The 17,714-nt window shown below is 65.2% G+C and carries 19 protein-coding genes; 9 read left to right on the top strand and 10 right to left on the bottom strand.

What is annotated here, in order from left to right; all coding sequences use genetic code 11:
• Positions 1-16: 16 nt before the first annotated feature.
• The 4 genes from BSY18_RS11790 to BSY18_RS11775 form a co-directional block, all read right to left on the bottom strand.
• Complete coding sequence (locus BSY18_RS11790; RefSeq protein WP_054134013.1) at positions 17-718, bottom strand: DUF4136 domain-containing protein; 702 nt, start codon at positions 716-718, stop codon at positions 17-19.
• A gap of 112 nt (positions 719-830) precedes the next feature.
• Positions 831-1,835, bottom strand: coding sequence for a tryptophan--tRNA ligase (trpS, locus tag BSY18_RS11785; protein WP_069050721.1), 1,005 nt, complete (start codon positions 1,833-1,835; stop codon positions 831-833).
• Positions 1,836-1,878: 43 nt separating this feature from the next.
• Complete coding sequence (gene murJ / locus BSY18_RS11780; RefSeq protein WP_069050720.1) at positions 1,879-3,456, bottom strand: murein biosynthesis integral membrane protein MurJ; 1,578 nt, start codon at positions 3,454-3,456, stop codon at positions 1,879-1,881.
• 28 nt (positions 3,457-3,484) lie between these two features.
• Positions 3,485-3,991, bottom strand: coding sequence for a protein-export chaperone SecB (locus BSY18_RS11775; protein WP_069050719.1), 507 nt, complete (start codon positions 3,989-3,991; stop codon positions 3,485-3,487).
• A gap of 215 nt (positions 3,992-4,206) precedes the next feature.
• Here BSY18_RS11775 and BSY18_RS11770 point away from each other — a divergent pair, with 215 nt between their 5' ends.
• The 3 genes from BSY18_RS11770 to BSY18_RS21625 all read left to right on the top strand — a co-directional run bounded on the left by BSY18_RS11770 (position 4,207) and on the right by BSY18_RS21625 (position 6,839).
• Complete coding sequence (locus BSY18_RS11770; RefSeq protein ID WP_150126268.1) at positions 4,207-4,869, top strand: Tim44/TimA family putative adaptor protein; 663 nt, start codon at positions 4,207-4,209, stop codon at positions 4,867-4,869.
• A 23-nt stretch (positions 4,870-4,892) separates the two neighbouring features.
• Entirely contained in the window at positions 4,893-6,206 is a 1,314-nt protein-coding gene (mltA, locus tag BSY18_RS11765; RefSeq protein WP_083231643.1) for a murein transglycosylase A, read from the top strand.
• Positions 6,207-6,449: 243 nt separating this feature from the next.
• Positions 6,450-6,839 carry a Smr/MutS family protein gene (locus BSY18_RS21625; protein WP_335617666.1) on the top strand — a complete coding sequence of 130 codons (390 nt, stop codon included), beginning with the start codon at positions 6,450-6,452 and terminating at the stop codon, positions 6,837-6,839.
• Positions 6,840-6,890: 51 nt separating this feature from the next.
• On the opposite strand, the gene msrB is transcribed toward BSY18_RS21625, so the two are convergent.
• From msrB to BSY18_RS11735, 5 genes are all read right to left on the bottom strand, one after another.
• On the bottom strand, positions 6,891-7,289 hold the full coding sequence (msrB, locus tag BSY18_RS11755; protein WP_054134018.1) for a peptide-methionine (R)-S-oxide reductase MsrB: 399 nt from the start codon (positions 7,287-7,289) through the stop codon (positions 6,891-6,893).
• 46 nt (positions 7,290-7,335) lie between these two features.
• Positions 7,336-8,373, bottom strand: a complete 1,038-nt coding sequence (holA, locus tag BSY18_RS11750; RefSeq protein WP_069050717.1) for a DNA polymerase III subunit delta — start codon at positions 8,371-8,373, stop codon at positions 7,336-7,338.
• A 13-nt stretch (positions 8,374-8,386) separates the two neighbouring features.
• Positions 8,387-8,887 (bottom strand): LPS assembly lipoprotein LptE, encoded by a 501-nt coding sequence (gene lptE, locus BSY18_RS11745; RefSeq protein WP_054134020.1) that lies wholly within the window; start codon positions 8,885-8,887, stop codon positions 8,387-8,389.
• Positions 8,888-9,041: 154 nt separating this feature from the next.
• Complete coding sequence (gene leuS / locus BSY18_RS11740; RefSeq protein WP_069050716.1) at positions 9,042-11,555, bottom strand: leucine--tRNA ligase; 2,514 nt, start codon at positions 11,553-11,555, stop codon at positions 9,042-9,044.
• 24 nt (positions 11,556-11,579) lie between these two features.
• Positions 11,580-12,026 (bottom strand): DUF3576 domain-containing protein, encoded by a 447-nt coding sequence (locus BSY18_RS11735; protein ID WP_054134022.1) that lies wholly within the window; start codon positions 12,024-12,026, stop codon positions 11,580-11,582.
• A gap of 388 nt (positions 12,027-12,414) precedes the next feature.
• Between BSY18_RS11735 and BSY18_RS11730 the strand changes: the two genes are divergently transcribed.
• Positions 12,415-13,086: a hypothetical protein gene (locus BSY18_RS11730; RefSeq protein ID WP_236823351.1), complete on the top strand. Its 672-nt coding sequence runs from the start codon at positions 12,415-12,417 to the stop codon at positions 13,084-13,086.
• Positions 13,087-13,271: 185 nt separating this feature from the next.
• Positions 13,272-13,700 carry a hypothetical protein gene (locus BSY18_RS11725; protein ID WP_054134024.1) on the top strand — a complete coding sequence of 143 codons (429 nt, stop codon included), beginning with the start codon at positions 13,272-13,274 and terminating at the stop codon, positions 13,698-13,700.
• 63 nt (positions 13,701-13,763) lie between these two features.
• Here BSY18_RS11725 and BSY18_RS11720 read toward each other — a convergent pair whose 3' ends face one another.
• Positions 13,764-14,321, bottom strand: coding sequence for a thiamine phosphate synthase (locus BSY18_RS11720; protein ID WP_069050714.1), 558 nt, complete (start codon positions 14,319-14,321; stop codon positions 13,764-13,766).
• Positions 14,322-14,344: 23 nt separating this feature from the next.
• On the opposite strand from BSY18_RS11720, the gene BSY18_RS11715 reads away from it, so the two are divergent.
• The 4 genes from BSY18_RS11715 to BSY18_RS11700 all read left to right on the top strand — a co-directional run bounded on the left by BSY18_RS11715 (position 14,345) and on the right by BSY18_RS11700 (position 17,697).
• A complete protein-coding gene (locus BSY18_RS11715) occupies positions 14,345-15,016 on the top strand; it encodes a YggS family pyridoxal phosphate-dependent enzyme (RefSeq protein WP_069050713.1) in 672 nt (223 codons plus the stop codon).
• A 106-nt stretch (positions 15,017-15,122) separates the two neighbouring features.
• Entirely contained in the window at positions 15,123-15,896 is a 774-nt protein-coding gene (locus tag BSY18_RS11710; protein WP_069050712.1) for a hypothetical protein, read from the top strand.
• Positions 15,893-17,098, top strand: a complete 1,206-nt coding sequence (locus tag BSY18_RS11705) for a M48 family metallopeptidase (RefSeq protein ID WP_069050711.1) — start codon at positions 15,893-15,895, stop codon at positions 17,096-17,098. Before BSY18_RS11710 ends, BSY18_RS11705 begins: the two co-directional genes overlap by 4 nt.
• Positions 17,095-17,697 (top strand): hypothetical protein, encoded by a 603-nt coding sequence (locus tag BSY18_RS11700; RefSeq protein ID WP_069050710.1) that lies wholly within the window; start codon positions 17,095-17,097, stop codon positions 17,695-17,697. The genes BSY18_RS11705 and BSY18_RS11700 overlap by 4 nt, the downstream gene beginning before the upstream one ends.
• Positions 17,698-17,714: the final 17 nt, after the last annotated feature.

The raw sequence follows: 17,714 nt of genomic DNA, 5'->3' as shown, positions 1-17,714 counted from the left end.
AAACAGGCTTCCGAGGTTACCGACGTTCGCGGATCGGCTTGACCTTCTTGCCTTCGGGCGCGATCGAGATCTGGACGGTCTCGCCCGAGCGTCCCGGGAAATCGGTGAAGATCGCATCGACCAGGTTGGGCACCAGATATTGCAGGTTCTTGCTGCGCGACTGGGCTTCGGCCTTGCCTTCGAACAGACGCTGGTTGTCGGCCGCGCGGTCGATCTTCAGGTCTAGCGCGCTGGTGTAGACGGTGTAGCTGCGGACATCGTTGTTCCAGCCGGGACCGAAGATGAACGGATCGTAGAAGCCGAAGCCGAAGGCGCGCCGGCCGAAGCCGCCGCCCCAGGGGCCAAAGCCGGGACCGAAGCCGCCCCAGCCACCGCCAAAGCCGCCGCCGAAGCCGTCCGACACGACCTTTTCGCGGCCATTGTCGACGCCATAGGCAAAGCTGACCACCATGTCCGCACGGGCAGGGTCATTGGCGGGGACATAGCCCAGCTGCGTCATCTGCCGTGTGACCAGCCCTGCATATTGACCGAATTCGAGCCCGCCCTGCAGCCGCGGATCGGAGGCGGTGACGATGAAGCTTTGTCCCTGGGGAGCGGGCAAAGCCTGGAAGCGGGCGACATCGGCCTTGAACGGGGTGGCACAGGCGGAAAGTGCGAGCGCCAGCGCGGGCACGGCGAACAACGCGGCGCGGCGGGTAAAGCGGCTGCGAGCGGTCATTGTCTGATCTCCATCACGGGCCCGCGCGACCCTGCGCGACCCGAATATGGATATAAGCCTAGTTTGCCGCGAATGAACCCCGTTTGAACGCAAAATCGGTGCAAGCCCGGGTTCAGCGCATCAGCCCCAGCGCGTCATAGGCTGCATCAAGCGTCGGCTGCGCGACGGAGCGGGCCTTTTGCGCCCCCTTGGTCAGGATCGCATCGAGCGCGGTGTCGTCATCCTTGAGCGCGACGAAGCGCTGGCGAATCGGGCGCAGCGTCTCGACCAGCACCTCGGCGAGCGCGGGTTTGAACGCGCCGAAACCCTGGCCTGCAAACTGCGCGCACACCGCATCGGGGGTCTGTTCGGTCAGCGTGGCATAGATGCCGACAAGGTTGAGCGCCTCGGGGCGGCCTTCCAGAGCCGATGCCAGCTCGGGCAGCGGTTCGGGGTCGGTCTTGGCCTTGCGGATCTTCTGCGCGATCGCATCGTCGTCGTCGGTCAGGCTGATGCGGCTCATCTCCGAGGGGTCGGACTTGGACATCTTGGCGGTGCCATCGCGCAACGACATGATCCGTGCCGATTCCTTGGGGATGTACGGATCGGGCAGGGTGAACAGCTCGACCCCGAAATCGGTGTTGAACTTGGTCGCGATGTCGCGGGTCAGCTCCAGATGCTGCTTCTGGTCCTCGCCCACCGGGACGTGCGTCGCCTGATAAAGCAGGATGTCGGCGGCCTGCAGCACCGGATAGACGAACAGGCCGATGCTGGCGCCTTCGCGGTTCTTGCCGGCCTTGTCCTTGAACTGGGTCATGCGGTTGAGCCAGCCGATCCGCGCGGTGCCGTTGAGCAGCCAGGCGAGCTCGGCATGCGCGGGCACGCGGGCCTGGTTGAACAGCACGCTGCGGTCGGCATCGATCCCGCACGCGATCAGCGCCGCGGCCATCTCGCGCACGTTGCGGATGCGGGTTTCGCGCTCTTCGCTGACGGTGATCGAGTGCAGATCGGCGAGGAAGAAATAGCACGCGCTATTCGCATCCATCTCGTCCTGCATCTTCACCCAGTTGCGGATCGCGCCCAGATAGTTGCCCAGATGCAGATTGCCGGTCGGCTGGATGCCGGAAAGGACGCGCATGATGATCTTCTCTTTCGCTGGATGCGGGAGGTTTCGCGCTGCTTCACGCCTTGCGGCGCAGCATCGTCTTGATGTCGCCAAGCCGGTAGGTGCCCAGCGCCAGCGCCGCCAGCCCATACAACGCCCCGCCGCCGCCGCACAAGACGGCAAGTGCGGTGATCCGTTCGATCAGCCTGCCGTCCATGAAGCTGTCGGCCAGCCTGCTGCCCATCCACAGCGCCACGCCCATCACGGCAGCGGCGACCAGGATGCGCCATGCCTTGGCGATCAGCCGCGCGTCGGGCTGGATGTGGCCGCGCTTGTAGAGCACGCCGAAGAGCAGGCCGACATTGACCCACGCCGAAATCGCGGTGGCGACGCCCACGCCGACATGGCCCAGCGGCCAGATCAGGATGAGGTTGCCCACCAGATTGACCAGCATCGCGACCAGTGCCAGCCGCACCGGGGTCTTGGTATCGGCGCGGGCATAAAAGCCAGGGGTCAGCACCTTGATCAGCACATAGGCCGGAACGCCGCAGGCAAAGGCGGCCAGCACGCGCGCGGTCGCGACGGTATCGGCGGTGGTGAACGCACCGTACTGGAACACGCCGTGGATGATCGGCACCGCTGCCACGACCAGCGCGACCGCAGCGGGCAGCGCCAGGAACAGCGCCAGTTCGAGCGCGCGGTTCTGGGTGTTGTTGGCCGCATCCGGATTGCCGCTGCCGATCTGGCGCGAGAGTAATGGCAGGATCGCGGTGCCCACGCCGATGCCGATCAGGCCCAAGGGTAGCTGGTTCAGCCGGTCGGCGTAATAGATCCAGGACACCGAGCCTTCCCCCAGATAGCGCGCGGCGAGCGAGGTCGAGATCAGCAGGTTGAACTGGATCGCGCCCTGGCCGATCGCGGCGGGTGCGATCAGCACCAGCATCGCCTTGACGTCGGGCGACAGACGCGGGCGCGAGAGCTTGAGGCTAACCCCGCTCTGGCGGCAGGCGATGATCAGCCACAGCAGCTGCAGCACGCCCGATACGGTGACTGCAATCGCCTGTGTGACCGCGGTCTCCGCCTCGCTCTGCCCGCGAAACAGCAGCAAGGCTGCGATCATGCAGATGTTGAGCAATATCGGCGCTGCGGCGTTGACCCAGAAGCGGTTGATCGAATTGAGGATGCCGCCGAGCAGCGACACCAGCGATATCAGCCCCAGATATGGGAAGGTGATGATCGTCAGGTGCCGCGCCAGCGCGAACTTTTCAGGCCCGCCATCGGGAAAGCCGCCGGTCATCGCATAGACCACCGGCCCTGCGGCCAGCATCATGACCGCGGTAAACACGATCAGCACCGGCAACAGCACCGAAAGCACTTGGCCTGCAAAGGCGCGCGCCGCGACCATGCCGCTGCCGGGTTCGGCAGTGTCGGCCTCTGCAATCTTGCGGTTGAACATCGGCACGAAGACCGCGGCGAACGCGCCTTCGGCAAACAGCGCGCGGAACAGGTTGGGCAGCCGCCACGCGATCAGGAAGGCGTCCGAGGCCATGCCGGCCCCGACATAGCGCGCCATCAGCATGTCGCGCACCATGCCGAGCACCCGGCTTACCAGGGTCAGCCCGCCGATGGTCGATACGGCGCGGAGCAGGTTCATGCCGGGTGCGCCCTATCGCAGCCGGGCGTCAGGCGTTGCCTTCGGCAGGCGGCATCGCTGCGCCGAAATTGGGGTCCTGGCTCTGCTGTTCGTACAGGGTCGTGAAATCGATCGGCTCGAGCACCAGCGGCGGATAGCCCGCGTCACGGATGACGTTGCCCAGGATCAGGCGGATGGTGGGGAACACCATGCGCGGGGTGTCGGCAAACAGGAAGCGACGGACCTGCTCTTCATCCATGCCGCGGATGCCGACCAGCGCGCCATAGGCCAATTCGACCAGATAGGCGGTGCCCTGTTCGGCCTTGGCAGCGATCGTATAGGTGCAGATCATCTCGTGCACTTCTTCGCTCAGCTGGCGCGATTCGGCGCGGAACTGCACGTCGAACGCGAGCTGGCCCGGCCACTGATAGCTGTCGGGTGCATTGGGGTTTTCGACTGACAGGTCCTTCACGTATTGCGAGATCAGGCCCGCCTGCGGGCCGGAAGCGCCATTCAGCGCCGGATTTTGCGAGCTCACGGTGCCGTCTTCGGCCATGGATAGTCCCTTTCAATGCTAGGCGCAGCCAGCGCGTCTTGCGCGGCGCTCTAATCGTGCTTCCCGTGCGGTGCAAGCACCACGAAAGCACTGGGCGATGCAAGTTTTTGTCGGCCAAAGCAATTTGCATATTGGCCGACATGCCCTATGTTATGCATTCGCGCTGACCTTTTAGCAGCACAGTGGTTTAAGCGGGCGGGCAAACGGGAAGACTTGTGACGGTAGAAATCATCATCTTGGCCATGGTTGCAGCGTTTTTGGGCCTCCGCCTGTACTCGGTCCTGGGCAAACGCACCGGGCATGAGCAGGAACCGCTGACCCGCGGCATGGACACGCCCGTGGCCAAGCGCCCCACCGCGATCGAGCGGCCGCAGCTGGATGACAAGCCCGCTGCGATGACGCCGGGAACCTCGACCGTATTCGATATTGCCGCCGAGCCCGGCATCCGCCAGATGCTCGCCGCCGACCGCAGCTTCGACGTGGCGCGGTTCCGCGATGGCGCCAAGGCTGCCTATGGCATGATCCTCGAAGCATTCTGGGCGGGCAACCGCGAAGACCTTCGCACGCTGTGCGACGACGAGGTCTATGAAAGTTTCTCCAGCTCGATCGACCAGCGCACCGCGCGCGGCGAAACGCTGGAAAACCGCCTGGTGCGCATCGACGAGGCGCGCATCGTCGACGCCGAATATGACGCGCCCAATGCCCGCATCACCGTGCGGTTCGACGCTGATATCGCGGCTGTCGTTCGCGGCCCCGATGGCGAGCTTGTCGCCGGATCGCTGACCGACGCGGTAGCGACGCACGACCTGTGGACTTTTGCCCGCGACCTGCGCAGCAACGATCCCAACTGGATTCTGGTCGAAACCGATCAGGCCTGATGTCCGCGCGCCGGGGGATTGCCATGCGCCGGTTCGCGATCGGTCTGCTGACGCTGGCGCTCACCGCCTGTGCGGGTGTCGTGCCTTCGGGCGAGACCAGTTCGGCGCCGCCGCCCGCGCGGCTGCCCTACGAGAGCGCACCCCCCGCAACAGGTCCCGTGCGGCAAGCCCCCGCGCCTGCGCCGAGCGGCCCTGCATCCAGCTACGTCATTCCCCGCGCAACGCCTCTGCCCGCAATGTCCGGCGCGGCGATCACCGCCAGCGCCGATATCACCCAGGCTGCTGGCCAGGTGCTGCGCCGCGGCCCTGCCATCGCCAGCCTGCCGATCACCCAAGATGACGCTCGCGCCGCGCTGGTCGCTTTCCGGCTCACCTGTCCTGCGGTCACCAAACGCCAGGATGCCAGCGGCCTTACCCGTCCCGAAGACTGGCGCGCTCCGTGCGCAGCCGCTGCCGGATGGCCCGACACCGACGCGGTGCGGTTCTTCACAGAGCAGCTCGAAGCGGTTCAGGTGGGCGAGGGGGCAGGCTTTGCCACCGGCTATTTCGAACCCGAGATCGCCGGATCGCGCACCCGCTCTGCGGGGTTTGAAGTCCCCGTCTATGGCCGCCCGTCGGACCTGATCGATGTCGATCTGTCGCAATTCTCTCCCGAATGGGCGGGCAAGCGGGTGCGCGGCAAGCTCAAGGGCACCGATCTTGTCCCTTATGATGACCGCACCCAGATCGAACAGGGATCACTGGGTGGCCGCGCGCCGGTGATCGCCTGGGCGGCGGATGCGATCGATTTCTTCTTCCTGCAGGTACAGGGCTCTGGCCGGTTGCGCGCTCCCGATGGGTCGGTGGTGCGGATCGGGTATGCCAGCCAGAACGGCCGCGATTACACCGGCATCGGCGCGCTGATGCGCGACCGGGGCCTGCTCGCACCCGGCCAGGCGAGCATGCAGGGTATCGTCGCCTATCTGCGCGCCAACCCCGAAGAGGGCCGCAGCATCATGCGCGAAAACAAGAGCTTCGTCTTTTTCCGCGAACTGACCGGAGCCGGCCCGCTGGGCGCTTTGGGCTATCAGGTCGAGGCGGGCAGCAGCGTCGCCGCCGACCCCAAGTTCGTGCCTTTGGGCGCGCCGGTGTTTCTGGGCATGGACCGCGCCGAGCCCAACGGGTTGTGGGTGGCGCAGGATACCGGCGGCGCGATCAAGGGCGCGAACCGCTTCGATACCTTCTGGGGTGCGGGCGAGCAGGCCAAGGTGATTGCCGGCGGCATGTCCGCGCGCGGGCTTGCGCTGATCCTGCTGCCGCGCGGCAGTTACGACCGGCTGGCGCAGCAGGCGCGCTGAGCGATGAGCCGAAGGCCGCTTTCTGATGCGGAAGCGGCCCTGTGGAAGCGGGTGATCGCGACCGTCGAGCCGTTCAAGGACAAGGTGCAAACCTCTCCGCTCCCGCCTGCGGGAGCGGCAGGGATGTCCGGCAAGGCCGGGCAACCCGGGGGTGGGCCTGTAAAGCCTGGTCCTCCCATCTTGCCCACCCCCGGCGCAAAGCCTGCAGCTTTGGCCGACCCCGCCCGCCTGCGGGAGGGGAGAGTGAACAAACCCACCCCCTCCTGGACGTTCACGCAAGCGCCGCGGCCCTCGGTCGCGGGGAATCTCGACGGGCATTGGGATCGGCGGATGGCCAAGGGCGGGGTGCAGCCCGATGTCACGATCGATCTGCACGGGCACACGCTGGCGAGCGCCTATGCGCGGCTGGACATGGCGCTGGCCCAAGCCAAGGCGGCGGATATGCGGCTGATGCTGCTGATCACCGGCAAGGCGCGCGCACCCGACAGCGGACGCGGCGCGATCCGCGGAGCGGTGTCGGACTGGCTGGCCTCGTCACGCCATGCGAGCGAGATCGCCGCGGTGCGCAACGCCCATCCCCGGCATGGCGGGGATGGGGCGCTGTATATCGTGCTGAGGCGGCGGCGGGGATGAGGCCCCGATAGCTGGCTCGTTACCCCCGCGCAGGCTGGGGTGACGCAGTCCTCAATCCTCTTTAGGATCGAACTCCAGCGAGGCGCTGTTCATACAATAGCGCAGGCCTTCGGGGCCGGGACCATCGGGGAACACATGGCCCAGATGTCCGTCGCAGCGCGCGCAGCGCACTTCGGTACGGACCATGCCGTGGCTGGTGTCGACGATCTCGGCGACTGCCTCGCCTTCGACCGGGGTGGTGAAGCTCGGCCAGCCCGAGCCGCTGTTGTACTTGGCGTCGGATTCGAACAAAGGCGCGCCGCATCCGGCACAGCGGTACATGCCATCGCCCTTGTGGTCGTTGTACTTGCCGGTAAAGGCCCGCTCGGTGCCGCCTTCGCGCAGCACGTGATATTGCTCGGGGCTGAGCTTCGCGCGCCATTCGGTGTCGCTGATCTTGGTGTCTGCCATGTGTCTCTCCTGGGGAGATCACAACATGGGCCGACTGGAGATACAGTCAAGACGCGCGTGCGGCGACCCGGGCGATTTCGAGCAATTCCTGCTCCAGCAGCAGCGCAGGCCCCGGGGTAGCGCGCATCATCGCCTGTTGCAGGGCGAGCAGCCGCTCGATCAGCCGCGCCATGTGCTGCGGGCGGCCCCAGGCGCGCAGCTGCCGCGTCCAGTCCTGCGCGCTGCCGCCGCCCCAAAGCCTGCGGCTACGCATCTCTTGAGTTACCCAGCCGCCGATATCACGTGCACTGCCCATGCGCTGCGCTGCGGCGGCAAGCTGCATAACCTGGCGTTGCATCACGATCACCAGCCCGACCTCGGACACCGCCTGTTCGCGCATCCGCTTCAGTTCCTCGGGCAAGCGCCTGAGATCGCCCGACAGCGCCGCCGAGATGATCGGCTGCATCGCATCGTCCTCGGCATCGGCCCGCAGCGCGGTGATCGTTTCGCGGGTCACGGCCTTGGGGTCCTGCGGCGAGGCATCGAGGTAGAGCGAGAGCTTCTCGATCTCCTGCGCCGCCAGCCTGCGATCGGCCGCGGTGAAGCCCGCGATGACGTGCGCGAGATCGGGTTCGATGGTCAGTCCTGCCTCGCGCCCGAGCTCTGCGACGATCCGCGCCATGTCCTCGGGGCCGGGCAGCTTGGTCTGCACTGCCATGGCATTGGGCGCGGCGAGCGCCAGCTTGGCGATGCGCGATTTCTCGCTGATGCCGCTCGCCAGCATCACCACCGGGTTGATCGCCTTGTCCGCCGCGAGCAGCGCCTCGACCGCGGCAAGGCTTTCCTCTCCGCTGGTGGTGACGCGAATGTAGCGGGTGTCGCCGAACAGCGACATCGACGCGGCCTCGGCGGGGAGCAGCGAAGGGTCGCGCGACAGCTGCGATCCGTCGAGATCGGTGCGTTCGATGCCCTTGCCGAACCCCGCGATCAGCTCGCCCGCCAGCGCGGCGTTGCCGCCATCATCGGTGCCGAAGATCAGATACAGCCGGATATCGGGGCGAGGCTTGCGCGCCAGGGCTCGGATCGCTGCGGCGTCCGCCTTCATTGCGCCCTGAACCTCATTGCGCCTGCGATACCTCGCGCGCGAACAGCGACAGCCGGGTGACGATCTGGTCGGCGATCTCGAGCGACAGGTTTTCCAGCGCGCGGTTTTCCGCTGCGATCGTGGCATATTCGCTGCTGACGATATCCACGCCCGCATCCGATGCGGCGGTGGCATCGAGCACGATCTCGCCGGTGGCGGCCTCGACCAGCTGATAGCGCGCGCGCAGCGTGCGGCGTTCGCGCGTCACCTGGTCGTTGGCGAGCAGACCGAAGCCGGTGATCTTGTCGTCGAGCACCACCTGCAGCTGGAAGCGGCTGTTGCCGCCGCCCAGCGCGTCGAGCCGATCATCAAGCGCGTTCTTGACCAGCCAGCCGGCGCGGCCCTGGATCGGGGCAACGGTGACATCGCCCAGCGTCGTTGCAACCGCGCCCTGCGTGCCGGAGGAATAGAGCGGCTGCATGCCGCAGGCTGAAAGGCTTGCAGCTAGGGCGAGAGGGAGGAGAAGGCGGCGCATCAAATCGCTCCAGTGCAGGAAAGGGGGGCAACCTTACCAACCCCGTCATGCTGAACTTGTTTCAGCACCCATCGTGCCCCAGCAGCCGAAGCCGCGCGGGGATAAATGGGCCCTGAAACAAGTTCAGGGTGACGGAAAACGGTACGTGAAGCCATCACACCACCAGATTGACCAGCCGGTCAGGCACCACGATCACCTTGCGGATCGCGGCGCCGTCCAGGCTACGCTGCACCTTGTCCGATGCCAGCGCAAGGCGTTCGAGCTCCTCGTTGGGCAGACCCTTGGCGACGGTCAGCGTGTCGCGCAATTTGCCCTTGATCTGCACCGCGATGGTGACCTCGTCCTCGACCAGCAGCGCTGGATCGACTTCGGGCCAGCTTGCATCGGCGATCAGGCCATGGCCTTCCATCAGCTCCCAGGCCTCTTCGGCCAGATGCGGCACCATCGGCGCCACCAGCCTTGCCAGCGCACGAATCGCGATGTTGCGGCTGGCGGATTTCTCGGCCTTCTCGATCGCGTTGGTCAGCTCATAGATCCGCGCGACCGCCTTGTTGAAGGCGAGCGCCTCGATGTCCTTGCCGATCAGGTCCACGCTCTGGTGCAGCTTGCGTTCGAGCGGCTTGTCCTCGCCCTCGGCAGCCTCGACCGAGTTGAACACCCGCCACAGCCGCTGGACGAAACGCCAGCAGCCCTCGATGCCCGACTCACTCCACGGCAGGTCGCGCTCGGGCGGGCTGTCGGAGAGCATGAACCAGCGCACCGCGTCCGCACCGTACTGATCGACGATGGCATCGGGATCGACCACGTTCTTCTTGGACTTGGACATCTTCTCGACTCGCCCGGCAATTGCCGCCTCGCCGGTGTCGGTGATGATCCAGTCCTCGCCGCGCCTTTCAACCTGATCGGGGCCCAGCCATTTGCCGTTCGTGTCCTGCCAGGTCTGGTGCGTCACCATCCCTTGGGTGAACAGGCTCGCGAAGGGTTCGGTCACCTCGATCTTGCCGATGCGGGCAAGCGCGCGGGTCCAGAAGCGGGCATAGAGCAGGTGCAGGATCGCATGCTCGACCCCGCCGATATACTGGCCGACAGGCAGCCATTTGGCGATTTCCTGCGGGTCGAACGGCTTGTCGTCGGGCTGGCTGGCAAAGCGCAGGAAATACCAGCTCGAATCCACGAAGGTATCGAGCGTGTCGGTCTCTCGCACGGCGGGCTTGCCGCAGTTGGGGCAATCGACATGCTTCCAGGTCGGGTGGCGCACAAGCGGGTTGCCCGGAATCTCGAAGCTGACATCCTCGGGCAGCACAACGGGCAACTGGCCCTTGGGTACCGGAACGACGCCGCAATCCTCGCAATGGATGAACGGGATCGGCGTGCCCCAGTAGCGCTGGCGCGAAACGCCCCAGTCGCGCAGCCGCCACACGGTGGTGCCTTCGCCCCAGCCTTCCAATTCGGCGCGCGCGATTACCGCGGCCTTGGCCTCGTCGACGCCCATGCCGTCGAGGAACGAGGAATTGATGATCCGCCCGGGGCCGGTATAGGCCTCGGTCTGGATTGCGACATTCTCGTCACCTTCGGCGGCGACGACGCGCGGCACCGGCAGCATGTATTTGCGCGCGAAATCGAGGTCGCGCTGGTCGTGCGCAGGCACGCCCATCACTGCGCCGGTGCCATAGTCCATCAGCACGAAATTGGCGATGAACACCGGCAGTTCCCAGCTCGGGTCGAACGGATGGATCGCGCGCAGCCCGGTGTCGAAGCCCAATTTCTCCGCGGTCTCCAGCTCGGCCGCGGTGGTGCCGCCCGCCTTGCAGCGCTCGATGAACGCGGCGGCGTCGGCGTTGTCCGCAGCGATCTTCTGCGCGATCGGGTGATCGGCAGCGATGGCGACGAAGCTCGCGCCGAAGATCGTGTCGGGCCGGGTCGAATAGACGGGGATGGTGGTCGCGTCACCGCTGACGTTGAAGCTGAAGGTCAGTCCCTGCGACTTCCCGATCCAGTTCGCCTGCATCGAGCGGACCTTTTCGGGCCAGTCGGTCAGCGTATCCAGACCTTCGAGCAATTCGTCGGCGAAATCGGTGATCTTGAGGAACCACTGGCTCAGTTTGCGCCGTTCAACCTGCGCGCCCGAGCGCCAGCCCTTGCCGTCGATGACCTGTTCGTTGGCGAGCACGGTCTGGTCGACCGGGTCCCAGTTGACCGCGCTTTCCTTGCGATAGACCAGGCCAGCAGCATAGAGGTCGAGGAACAGGGCCTGTTCATGCCCGTAATATTCGGGCTCGCAGGTGGCGAGTTCGCGGCTCCAGTCGAGCGCGAAGCCGAGGCGCTTGAGCTGCTTGCGCATCGCGGCGATGTTGTCGCGGGTCCATCCGCCGGGGTGGACGCCCTTTTCCATCGCGGCGTTTTCGGCGGGCATGCCGAAGGCGTCCCAGCCCATCGGGTGCAGCACTTCAAAGCCCTGCATCCGGCGATAGCGCGCGATGACATCGCCCATGGTATAGTTGCGCACATGGCCGATATGGATGCGTCCCGATGGATAGGGAAACATCTCGAGCACATAGGCTTTTTTCTTGGGGCTGTTGCTGTCCGCCTTGAAGGACTGGCGTTCGTCCCACACCGATTGCCAGCGGGAATCGGCGGCCAGCGGATTGAACCGCGTCTTCTCGTTCATTGTATCGCCTCTGGAGGGGTCGGGTTATTCGCGAATGGCGGACTGGCGCAGATCGCGGGCCTTGGTGAGGATGATTTCTTCGAGCTTCTGCACCGTGGCAGCGCGGACCGGGGCATCGACCCACTGGCCGTTCTGGCTGAGCTGGCGGCTGGCGGCGACGCGCAGCGCATCGGCGCGCAAATCCTGATCGAGGATCGACACCGTCACCTTCATCCGCTCGCCCGGGGTCTGCGGGTTGGCGTACCAATCGGTCACGATCACGCCGCCGGCACTGTCTGCCTGCAGCAGCGGCATGAACGACAATGCGTCAAGCGAGGCGCGCCACAGATAGCTGTTCACGCCGATGGTTGTGACCTGGCTGGCGGCGATGTCCGCTTCGGGCCGCTCGCGATCGCCGCCACCGCATGCAGACAGCAGCGTCAGGGTGCCGACAGCGCAGATCGCGACGCGGGCGAAAGGAAGAACAGGCATGGCGGAATCCTTACACAACTGACGCATGAAACAGCGGCCTTCTATAGTTGCTTTGCGGGCGTGGGCAAGCACTTGCGCACGCCTGGAAGCGTTCATGCAGCAGCAAGTTTGCGCGCGCTAATCTGGCTCATGCCGAGTCCCGACCGGGGCGGGTGCGCATGCGCCACCATCAGGTCGAGATCGGCGTTGTGGCCAGGTCAATGCTGGCATTGTGGATTGTGTGCAACGGTTTCAGATTATTTTTGGGGTTCCTGACAATGGGCATTCAAGGGCCCGATTTTGTGGTAACGCTACAAGCAGGGACGAGGCGGGGTCGGAAATAGACATGAACGCGGGAGTTGTAAAAAAACTGACGATTTCGGGGCTTTTGCTCGGGACTGCGGCATTGGTGCCGTCGATTGCCCTGGCATTTTCCTCCGGTTTCGATTCGCGCCCGGTGTCGATCGATGCCCGCGGCGGGATCGGATCGTTCACGCCCGCTTCGGTTGACCCCCGTCTTGCTGAAAAGCTGAAATTCTCCGCGCTGCGCGGCGACAAGATGTTCCGCTTCACTCCCGCCGCTTCGGCGAACAGCGGCACCCGCGCGCTGACCATCGCGGTGCGCGTGCGCCCCGACTCGGCCAAGGCCATCAACATCCGTCCTGATCTTGCCAGCGACAGCGGCCAGGGCGCCGGTCTGGTCCAGATCACGCCGACTGCCTTCAGCCTGGGCGTCGCCAAGGGCTTCACCAAGTTTGCGCTGCCTTCCAGCATCCGCCAGCCCGATGAGGCGCTGCCTGATATCGCCCTGCTGGGTCGCGGCGACAGTGCGGCACGCAAAAGCCGCTTCAGCCCGCGGATCGAGGTGGACGATATCCAGGCGCCCACCACCCGTGCGGTTCGTCCGTTCAACGATCAGGGCAGCTATTCGCTCGATGTCGGCGGCGCTTACAAGGTCACTCGCAATCTCGACGTTACCGCAGGCATCCGCCTGCGCAGCGAACGCGACCGCCTGACCGGGCTCACCAACGAGCAGTATGACAGCCAGGCTGTCTATGTTGGAACCGAATTCCGCTTCTGACCTTCCGGGCGTTTGCTGACATCACCGTTATGACCCCATGCCTTGGCGTTGCGCCTCGGGCATCGGGCAAGCGATTGATCAATTGCAGGACGCTGACCTGACGCTCAGCCGCGAAGGGCCTTCGTCGAAACGCGCCTCGCCCCCAAGCCATTGAGCCGCCGGCCTTTTTACCTTATCATCGGTGCATGACATCGATGACACTGCCGATCCGGGCGATAGCCCTGTTCGCGCTCGCCGCTGCAGCGCCGCTGTGCGCCCAGGATTCGCGGAAGACCTCGATAGACGGTCGCTGCCAGTACCCCGAAAAGGTGGTGAAAAACCGCGCCGAGACCGTCTTGATCCTATGTGACACGGTGGAGATCGACCAGGGCTCGGCGCGTGCGACGCTCGATTTCGCCCAGCGCAGCTGGGGTTCGATGGCGCGGTTCACCGGGAGCATGTCCAGCGACACGATGGCCATATCGCAAGTGACGCTTCGCGACGGGCGGCGGCTGTCCGCGACAGGCACCTGCAGGATGCATCGCCGCAAGGATGGCGAGCTTGCCGTCATCAGCTGCCTGGCAAAGGCTGGCGCACGCACGTTCGCCGCGAATTTCGTTCCCTCTCGCGTTTGAAGCACCAACGGCTCAGGCGTCAGCAGTGGGCCAAAGCCGTCTTGGGGAAGCACAGGTCAGCGGCTACGCAGATAAACCGTCGATCGCAGCCCAGCTGATGGTGATTGCCGCAATCTGGAGCGACCGTCGCCGCGTCATGCCGCCCAAGGCCACGACCGGCAACCGTGACAGCCGCGCGAGGCTGGCGAACCTTGCGACGCCCAGCGCCATGCCGCCCGGATGCGTTCGCGTGGCAAACACCGGAGAGATCAGCGCTGCCGCCCGGTCCGCTGCAGAGGCATGGGCGTGGGCCAGTTCGCGCATGTCGTGCACCGTCAGCAGCCGTATCAAGCCGTTCGCTGCGCCGCCGCCAGGCGCTCCATAATATCCGTCCGCCCGCCAGCGCCGTGCCATCCGGGCATCGCCTGCCAGCACGATCACCCCGCCGCGCCTGCGGATCAGCTTTGCCAGCCGGTCGAACCGTGCGCGACGCGCTTCGGGCGGGAGGTGGTAATGGCGGAACACCAGCCCCGATCCGTGCGACAGCCTCGCGATCGACCGTTCCAGCTGCGCATCGTTGCGCGCATCGCTGATCAGCCAGATTCGCGGCAGGGCTGATTTTCCGGGCTGGCGGCGGCGCATGACCCGGCTTATAGCCCCGCCCCATGACCACGCATAGCCTTGCCGCAGACACCCCGCTCGCGACGATCCGCGCGAATATCGCCCAGTCCGAGAAGATCGCCGGACGCCCGACGGGAGCGACCACGCTGATTGCGATTTCCAAGACCAAACCGGTCGAGGCGATCGAGGACCTGATCGCGCAGGGGCAAAGGGTGTTCGGCGAAAACCGGGTGCAGGAGGCCGAGGCCAAATTCCCCGAACTGCGCGCGCGCTATCCCGATCTCGAACTGCACATGGTCGGCCAGCTGCAATCGAACAAGGCGGACGATGCCGTCGCGTTGTTCGATGTCATCCACTCGCTCGACCGCATGTCGCTCGCCAAGGCGCTCGCCACCGCGATGACCAAGGCGGGGCGGCAGGTGCCGTGCTTCATCCAGGTCAATATCGGCGAGGAGGAGCAGAAGGGCGGTTGCGCGCTTGCCGATCTGCCGCAGTTCCTCGAACAGGTGCGCGCGCTGGGCCTGCCGGTCGTCGGCCTGATGGCGGTGCCGCCCGCCGATGTCGAACCCTCGCCCTACTTCGCGCTGCTCGCCAAGCTGGCACGCGATCATGGGCTCGACCAGCTCAGCATGGGCATGTCGGGCGACTATGAGACCGCGGTCCGCATCGGCGCGACGCATGTGCGCATCGGCTCTGCTCTGTTCGGGGCACGCTGACAAGTATCGGATCGGCAATCTGCTCCAGATTGGATTTATCTGGACATCAATACTGGCACGCAGTCCAAACCTTAGTCTATAACTTGTCCCCGTTGCGGGGGCTACGATGCGAACATTTATTCTTCATATTCTTGCTGCGCTCTTGATCCTGTCGGTCGCCGGTGGTCCAATCCACGCTCAAGAGCGATCCGCAACCCGGCAGGGATTTGCCCTGCCAGCCAAAAGCGGCAAGAAGATCCTGCTGATGCGTCCCACGATGCGGGTTGGCGAACAGTCCACCGGAGGCATGTTCGAACCCAATTCAGATTGGACCGAGCAGGCCCGCGCCAATATCGGTATCGCGCTGGATGGGCTGCAACGCAGCCTGGGCAATGACGTCATCATCGCGCCGCCAGCCTATGGCGAGGACGCCCGCGCCTTGAACGAGCACATGGCGCTGTTTGCGGCGGTGTCGCAGGCGGTGATCCAGTACCAGTTCTTCGTCGGCAACCGCCTTCCAACCAAGAAGCGCGACAACAAGGCGGAGGTCTTTGACTGGTCGCTAGGCGAAGGCGTCGGGAACCTGCCCGGTGCTGAGGGCGCGGACTATGCGCTATTCATCTATAACCGTGATGTCTACGGATCGACCGGGCGCAAGATGCTGCAACTGGTTGGTGCGCTGGCCGGGGTCGGCGTCTCGTCGGGCGAGCATGTCGGCTATGCCGGGCTTGTCGACCTGAAGACCGGCGAACTGCTGTGGCTCAATGCCGACGCGCAGATGGGCGGCGATGTGCGCGAGAAGGACGGCGCCGAAAAGCGTATCCGGCAGTTGCTCGAGGATTTTCCGGGAAGCATGATCGCCGAAAGCGAAACTGCCCCCGATGCCGGACCCGGCAAATGATCACGCGGGCTTTCCTTGCAGCGTGTGTCGCGCTGGCGTGGCTCGCAGGGGCGGGTCAGGCAACCGCGCAACCTGCGCTTGTGCCACCCTATACCGGAGCCTATCAGCCGGTGGGCGTGGATGAAATCGGCTGGTGGCGCGAGATGGATGAGGAAGAAGCCATCCTCGCACAATCTGACCTCGTGATTCGCGAGGAGACGCTGAACGGCTATCTGCGCAAGGTGCTGTGCGATACGGTCGGGTCAGATCGCTGCAACGCGGTCCGCATCTACATCGTGCGCGCGCCATTTTTCAACGCCAGCATGACGGCTAACGGCACCATGCGTGTCTTCACCGGGCTGTTGCTGCGCGTGCAGAACGAGGCTGAACTGGGGACGGTGCTCGGTCATGAGTTCGGTCATTTCGAAAATCGGCATATCCTTGGGAAGTTCAAGGCACGGCGATCGGGCACCGATGTCCTCGCCTGGGCGGCGGTCCTGGGGAGCCTCGCTCCATCGTATGACGTCGTTCGGACGTACCGTAATCTCGAGTTCTCCATTTACGGCAACCTGTACCGCTATGGGCGAGATCAGGAACGTGAGGCAGACCGGCTCGCAATTGCCTATTTGAACAACAGCGCGTTGCGACCGCAGGCAGCTTCGCAAATGTGGGATAACCTGATGGCAGAGGCGGAGGCATCTGCGCGTGGCCGAGGACTGAAGAAGCCCAAGTTCGATGCCATCGCCTTTGCGGCCTCGCACCCGCCCCATGCCGAACGCGCCGGATATCTGGCCGAGCTCGCCCGCCCGGATGCCGTGACGCGCGACGATGGCGCTGAGCGCTATCGCGCGGCGCTTGCGCCGTGGCTGGGCATGTTCCTCGACGACCAGATCAAGCTCAACGATTTCGGTGCGAGCGAGTATCTGCTCCAGGCGCTGGCGCAGGGCGGCTGGACCGCGCAGCTGCACCATGCGCGCGGCGAGCTTTACCGGATGCGCGGCGCCCCGCGAGACCTGGTCAACGCCGCGCAATTCTATGCAGAGGCGATCGCGCTCGACCCCGCGCATGCAGAGGCGAACCGCGGTCTTGGTCTGTCGCTGCTCAAGACCGGGCAGGCCGGGGCAGGGCAGGCCGCGCTGCAACGCTATCTGGATCTCAAGCCCGATGCATCCGATGCGAAGCTGATCCGCATGATGATCCCCGACCAAGGAGCCGCACAATGAAGGACGCTCCGATTGGTCTGCTGGTCGGATGGCTGGCCGTAGCGCTGGCATCCGCTCCGTTTGCCGCCCATGCGCACAAGTTGCGCGAGCGTGGCGCGCCGGTAGCGGTTGCCGATACGCCGCTCACCGTCACGCCGTCGCGCGACTGGAACCGGCTCGATGTGCGCCTCGGCAAGAACACCGAGCACTGGACGGTCGATGGCGAGCAGCTCAATGATGTGACCTTCTTCGCTGCGATCACGCCGGGCCAGCCCTTGGTCCGTGAACGTAGCAAGAAGCGCGAGCCGCTGCCCAAGTTCACCACGGCCACCCTGCTGGTCGAAGTGCCCGAGCTGCTCGAGACCACTTGGCGCACCTACAAGCGCAGCGGATCGTTCCAGATGACAGGGATCGAACCGGGGCGGTTTCTGGGCGCGGACGGGGTGCATTTCACCTATGAGTTCGTCGATCAGGACGAATTGCCCCGCCGGGGCGAGGCGCGCGCGGCGATCATCGCGGGCAAGCTCTACATGATCAGCTTCGAGGCGCCGCGCCTGCATTATTTCGCAGCCGGCATCGAGGATTTCCGCAAGCTTGCCGACAGCGCGCGGTTGCCCTGAGCCAAGCGCCGCATTCG

Origin of the sequence: Blastomonas sp. RAC04, assembly GCF_001713435.1 — a bacterium.
Classification (GTDB): Bacteria; Pseudomonadota; Alphaproteobacteria; order Sphingomonadales; family Sphingomonadaceae; genus Blastomonas; species Blastomonas fulva.
The sequence above is the reverse complement of the archived record's forward strand: the minus strand, read 5'-3'. Positions and strand labels throughout refer to the sequence as shown.

Bases quoted from the DNA above. Each gene is read 5' to 3' on its own strand.
- BSY18_RS11790 (WP_054134013.1), bottom strand. From the start codon at position 718: ATGACCGCTCGCAGCCGCTTTACCCGCCGCGCCGCGTTGTTCGCCGTG.
- trpS (WP_069050721.1), bottom strand. From the start codon at position 1,835: ATGCGCGTCCTTTCCGGCATCCAGCCGACCGGCAATCTGCATCTGGGC.
- murJ (WP_069050720.1), bottom strand. From the start codon at position 3,456: ATGAACCTGCTCCGCGCCGTATCGACCATCGGCGGGCTGACCCTGGTA.
- BSY18_RS11775 (WP_069050719.1), bottom strand. From the start codon at position 3,991: ATGGCCGAAGACGGCACCGTGAGCTCGCAAAATCCGGCGCTGAATGGC.
- mltA (WP_083231643.1), top strand. From the start codon at position 4,893: ATGCGCCGGTTCGCGATCGGTCTGCTGACGCTGGCGCTCACCGCCTGT.
- msrB (WP_054134018.1), bottom strand. From the start codon at position 7,289: ATGGCAGACACCAAGATCAGCGACACCGAATGGCGCGCGAAGCTCAGC.
- holA (WP_069050717.1), bottom strand. From the start codon at position 8,373: ATGAAGGCGGACGCCGCAGCGATCCGAGCCCTGGCGCGCAAGCCTCGC.
- lptE (WP_054134020.1), bottom strand. From the start codon at position 8,887: ATGCGCCGCCTTCTCCTCCCTCTCGCCCTAGCTGCAAGCCTTTCAGCC.
- leuS (WP_069050716.1), bottom strand. From the start codon at position 11,555: ATGAACGAGAAGACGCGGTTCAATCCGCTGGCCGCCGATTCCCGCTGG.
- BSY18_RS11735 (WP_054134022.1), bottom strand. From the start codon at position 12,026: ATGCCTGTTCTTCCTTTCGCCCGCGTCGCGATCTGCGCTGTCGGCACC.
- BSY18_RS11725 (WP_054134024.1), top strand. From the start codon at position 13,272: ATGACATCGATGACACTGCCGATCCGGGCGATAGCCCTGTTCGCGCTC.
- BSY18_RS11720 (WP_069050714.1), bottom strand. From the start codon at position 14,321: ATGCGCCGCCGCCAGCCCGGAAAATCAGCCCTGCCGCGAATCTGGCTG.
- BSY18_RS11715 (WP_069050713.1), top strand. From the start codon at position 14,345: ATGACCACGCATAGCCTTGCCGCAGACACCCCGCTCGCGACGATCCGC.
- BSY18_RS11710 (WP_069050712.1), top strand. From the start codon at position 15,123: ATGCGAACATTTATTCTTCATATTCTTGCTGCGCTCTTGATCCTGTCG.
- BSY18_RS11705 (WP_069050711.1), top strand. From the start codon at position 15,893: ATGATCACGCGGGCTTTCCTTGCAGCGTGTGTCGCGCTGGCGTGGCTC.
- BSY18_RS11700 (WP_069050710.1), top strand. From the start codon at position 17,095: ATGAAGGACGCTCCGATTGGTCTGCTGGTCGGATGGCTGGCCGTAGCG.